The organism is Leptolyngbya cf. ectocarpi LEGE 11479, assembly GCF_015207065.1.
GTDB lineage: Bacteria > Cyanobacteriota > Cyanobacteriia > Phormidesmidales > Phormidesmidaceae > Leptothoe > Leptothoe ectocarpi.
On the sequence record NZ_JADEXP010000462.1, the window covers coordinates 1 to 4,151 of the forward strand.

At 49.1% G+C, this 4,151-nt stretch carries 6 protein-coding genes; 4 read left to right on the forward strand and 2 right to left on the reverse strand.

Going from position 1 to position 4,151, the window contains the following annotated elements; all coding sequences use genetic code 11:
- Positions 1-199, reverse strand: a 199-nt coding sequence (locus IQ260_RS28325; protein ID WP_193996416.1) for a cob(I)yrinic acid a,c-diamide adenosyltransferase, incomplete at its 3' end; no start/stop codon positions are given.
- A 186-nt stretch (positions 200-385) separates the two neighbouring features.
- Here IQ260_RS28325 and fraC point away from each other — a divergent pair.
- The 3 genes from fraC to IQ260_RS28340 all read left to right on the forward strand — a co-directional run bounded on the left by fraC (position 386) and on the right by IQ260_RS28340 (position 2,804).
- Positions 386-955: a filament integrity protein FraC gene (fraC, locus tag IQ260_RS28330; RefSeq protein ID WP_193996417.1), complete on the forward strand. Its 570-nt coding sequence runs from the start codon at positions 386-388 to the stop codon at positions 953-955.
- The gene (locus IQ260_RS28335) at positions 952-1,947 is read left to right on the forward strand and encodes a DUF5357 family protein (protein WP_193996418.1); all 996 of its coding nucleotides are present in this window, start codon (positions 952-954) and stop codon (positions 1,945-1,947) included. Before fraC ends, IQ260_RS28335 begins: the two co-directional genes overlap by 4 nt.
- Before the next feature lie 74 nt (positions 1,948-2,021).
- Positions 2,022-2,804, forward strand: a complete 783-nt coding sequence (locus IQ260_RS28340) for an ABC transporter permease (protein WP_193996419.1) — start codon at positions 2,022-2,024, stop codon at positions 2,802-2,804.
- A gap of 119 nt (positions 2,805-2,923) precedes the next feature.
- Here IQ260_RS28340 and IQ260_RS28345 read toward each other — a convergent pair whose 3' ends face one another.
- A complete protein-coding gene (locus IQ260_RS28345; protein ID WP_193996420.1) occupies positions 2,924-3,502 on the reverse strand; it encodes a Uma2 family endonuclease in 579 nt (192 codons plus the stop codon).
- A gap of 131 nt (positions 3,503-3,633) precedes the next feature.
- Here IQ260_RS28345 and IQ260_RS28350 point away from each other — a divergent pair, with 131 nt between their 5' ends.
- Positions 3,634-4,083, forward strand: a complete 450-nt coding sequence (locus IQ260_RS28350) for a hypothetical protein (RefSeq protein ID WP_193996421.1) — start codon at positions 3,634-3,636, stop codon at positions 4,081-4,083.
- Positions 4,084-4,151: the final 68 nt, after the last annotated feature.

Below are 4,151 nucleotides of genomic sequence, written 5' to 3' on the forward strand. Positions count from 1 at the left end.
GTCCAGGTCCTTTGAGAAACCGCAACAGCAGCACCGGACTCTCCATAAATGTTTGAATCCCTAGCCCAATGGAGCGTAACACCACCCCCAGCGCCACCTGGGATTTACCCTTACCCTCGCCATCGTAAACGTGGATTTGCCCCACCATACGCTCTGAGGTTTGCTGAGCGGTGCGAATACCGATGCCGGAACGAACCATGGGAGAAAAGGGAAAATAAGGTGGAGCGTCTTTGATTGTAGCGTTGGGCGTAGAGATATTGCGGGCAACGTGTTCTACATCAAAAATGCAAAATTAGCAAAATTAAAAGCAGTATTTTTATAGATGATAGATGTTCTTATTTCCAAATAGGGTATACCCTAATGTCTGAGATTCTCGGATAGGCCTATGGGCGAACTTGAGCCAGTGCTGCCGCTTAAAGCGGTGATCTTTCAAATCATGTTTTTACTGGTGGCAACTGCCTTGGAAGCCATGGTACTGCGCCAAAAGCTGCTGCTTGGATACAAGCAAAGCGTACGTTACGCAGCGGCGATTAATTTGCTGACGGTGGTGGTGGGCTGGTTTGCCTTTTTAGCCATTGAGCCGCTGATTGACGCTCGGCTGCAGGCCCAGGTAATTAGCTATGTGCTATTTGATCACTTGATCAACAACACCCTTAAACCCCAAATGGGATGGATCATTCTAGTGGCGGGACTGGTGGCCTTTTTTATGACGCTGATCCTCAAACTCAAGGGCTTAGAACTGATTATGAGAGCCCTTGGGACCTGGAGCGTACCGTCTCAGCCTCGGGATCTGAGTCGTCAGGAACGCTACAGTCGCTCTCGGACAGGGACAACCCAGCATCAACAAGCAGCGTCTCAATTTGCGATCGCAGTTCTCCAGGCCAATGCCCTGAGCTTTAGCGCCATCTTCTTGCTGTTGGTGATGCGGTCCTACATTCTTAGGAGTCCAGCATGATTGACGTCTTGAAGGAATCCATCGATAAAATCCGTGCGCTGATTACCCCCCCCAGCTACTTGTCTTGGCAAACCCTACTGTTGCTGAGTTTGTTTTCCTGGGCCATGGCCACCCTGGCTGAAACCCAAGCATCCTCCCCCTTTACCATCAGTATTCTCAGTACCTGTAGCTGGCTGTTTCTCACCATTGCTATCTGGTGGGGGCTGACCCAAAATCCGGTGGAAATTGGCTATGTTTCCATTAGCCCGTGGATTACCGCAGCGGTCATGTGCGTATTTTTGTTTCAGCCATGGACCTCCGAACGGTTACAGCTGGCTATGGGGATGTGGCCGGTGGTGGCCACACTGCTCGTTGCCATCCCCAAATTTTGTGATTGGAAATTAAACTGGAAGCTGCCCAAACCGGCTATCCGGCAAGAATTGATTGTGCTACTGCTGATCAATTTGTTGCTCAGCAGTTGGATTCTGTTTTACTTTCGCATTCAGCATTGGTTCAATGACTACCCCAGTCTGATTGCCGAAGATTTAGACAACAGCGCCTTTGTATTCCGATTTGGTCCCGATACAGACAGCGGTTCCCAAGCCAATCTGCTGTTGACCAGTGCCTCTGAGAGACTGATCGAACAGTTAGACGATGCTCCCTGGCCCCGAGTGGAGCGGTGGCTGTTGAACCTAGATAACAGCATTAATTCCGTGGCTGAAGGCATCATTCTTAACGCCATTAAGGAACGTGTCTTTTGGAGTTTAGATGCGCCCCGCCCCCAGTCTATTTCCAATGGGTATCAGATTAAGCTTCGTGCCAACTGGCTGGGACCAACAGCCAAGCAGAACGGCTATTACGTTGAAAAAGTGTGTACTATTTTGCCCCGTACCCTGAAAAACCGCACGGGGAATGAGACGCCACAAGACTCAACGCCAGTCGCCGAGGTGACCTGTTCGGATCAGACAACTGAAGTGGAACGTCAGGTAACCTTGGAAGAGTCTGCAACTTAATGACGCCGCCCCCAAGGTAACTCTCTGGCCGACTGTGCATTTACGTTTACTACCTTAGCGAGAAGACCTTGTCTATGCTAAATCTTGCTCGTATTACTGTTGTTGCTCGCAATGTCTTTTTAGAAGTCATTCGCGATCGCATCCTCTATATGGTTGGAGTATTTGCTGTAATCATGGTGCTGGCGGCGGTGATGCTACCAGAGGTAGCCGTCGGTACTGAAAATAAGATTTTGCTCGACCTTGGATTAGCGGCCATCAACGTCTTTACCCTGGTGGTTGCCATCTTTGTCGGCACTGGTCTAGTCAATAAGGAAATCGAGAAAAAAACGGTGCTGGTGCTAATTGCTAAACCCGTGAGCCGGTTTGAGATTATTCTGGGCAAACACCTGGGTCTGGCCGCTGTTATTGGCGTGTTAATGCTGGTGCAAACCGGGATTTTTATCGTGCTTCTGACTGTTCTGGGTATGGAGTTTCCAGCCGGTAGCATGCTGGTTGCGATCGCATTTATGTATCTCGAAATGCTGCTAATCATCGCCGTCACCATTGTTTTTGGCGTCTTCACCAGTTCTCTATTGGCGACATTACTTTCCTTTGGTACATATCTCGTCGGCCACCTGAGTACCGATCTACTCAAACTCGGACAGCTGGCCGAATCCGAAAGCTTTCAGAGAGCCGTCGAAGCGATGTATTTGGTACTGCCAGATCTAGAACGGCTTAACCTCAAAAATGAAGCTGTCTATGGCGCTGCTCTGTTTCCATCCCCCGGCATCTTAGCCCTCAATGCTTTATATGGCATCATCTACACTGCTCTACTGCTGATCATCGCTGGCAATATTTTTACCCGCCGTCAGTTTTAAGGGCGTTACTCAATGATCATCGCCAGTTCTCTCAGGTTGATCGCACTCAATACGCCTCAATTGTAAGCATTTCGCGTGTTGTAGCGCTTTTTAGGAGCTAAAGGTGGTTTGACTGTCTTTCAACCCCAAATGGCCTTCAAATTTAGTACAAAGCTCGGTAAAACATCTTCGCCATCAATCTGCTGAGGAGCTTGCAATACCTCAACAGCCTGGCCCGGACGATAAATCTCTACAGTCTGGTTTTGAGGATTAATCAACCATCCTAACTGCACGCCATTTGCCCGATACTCTTCCATTTTTGTTTGTAACGTTGTCAATCGATCAGAAGCAGAACGCAGCTCAATCACAAAGTCCGGAGCAATGGGCGGAAACTTTTCTCGAGCGTCAGGGCTCAATGCGTGCCAACGACTGCACTCAATCCAGGCCGCATCGGGAGAGCGCTCTGCGCCGTTGGGCAACTTAAAACAAGTGGATGAATCAAACGTGTAGCCCAATTTGGTTTGTCGATTCCAAATACCAAGATCAATCGTGATATCAGCATTACGACGACCACTTTCACCGCCTGTCGGGGACATGATAATCAACTCTCCCTGGGATGAACGCTCAAACTTGACATCTGGATTGGCCCGACAGAGTTGATAAAACGCCTCGTCTGTCAGCGTGCCAATGGGCTCAAGCGTAATGGTAAAAGCAGTCATAGGCAAAATGCTAAGATTGGCCGTTGCTGATTCAGATTATAGAAGATCGGTTTATTCCATGAATCATGTCAAACTCTGGGCTACCCTGATCGCTATCAGTTTTAGATCGACTATCTTAAGTAATACAAACTATGGCAGACCCGCAACCAGGCTTTTCCATTTCCGATAGCACCGTCTCTGGTGTGAATATCAACCAGGGCGATAATAACCAGGTAGTACAGGGCGACGGCAATCAAGCGGTAGTGGGTAACAACAACCAAGTAACCCAGGCAGCCGGGGCTGAACCCATAACTCAGACAGATGTAGTAGATCTGTTAGCTCAGATCGAAACCCTGATTGCTCAAGCAGATTTGCCAGAGGACATCAAAGACGAAGCCGCCACCTATGCCAAAGCGGCAAAAAAGTCAGCAGAAAAGGACGAACCAAAGAAAGATACCATCAAGACCAATTTGCAGAGCATGGGTGAAACCATCACCGCAGCCAGCAAAACCGTAGACGCCGCCAAAGGCCTCTGGAAAACCGTGCTCCCCGTTGCCCTCAAAGTAGGCACCTGGTTAGGCATCGCCGCCTTATTCGGTTAAAAAATAATGCCTCATCCCGAAACCCAACCACCCCAATCGTAGCACGTAGGTTGGGTTGAGCCTCCCAC

Excerpts from the sequence above, each read along its gene's own strand:
- fraC (WP_193996417.1), top strand. The coding sequence starts at position 386 with ATGGGCGAACTTGAGCCAGTGCTGCCGCTTAAAGCGGTGATCTTTCAA.
- IQ260_RS28335 (WP_193996418.1), top strand. The coding sequence starts at position 952 with ATGATTGACGTCTTGAAGGAATCCATCGATAAAATCCGTGCGCTGATT.
- IQ260_RS28340 (WP_193996419.1), top strand. The coding sequence starts at position 2,022 with ATGCTAAATCTTGCTCGTATTACTGTTGTTGCTCGCAATGTCTTTTTA.
- IQ260_RS28345 (WP_193996420.1), bottom strand. The coding sequence starts at position 3,502 with ATGACTGCTTTTACCATTACGCTTGAGCCCATTGGCACGCTGACAGAC.
- IQ260_RS28350 (WP_193996421.1), top strand. The coding sequence starts at position 3,634 with ATGGCAGACCCGCAACCAGGCTTTTCCATTTCCGATAGCACCGTCTCT.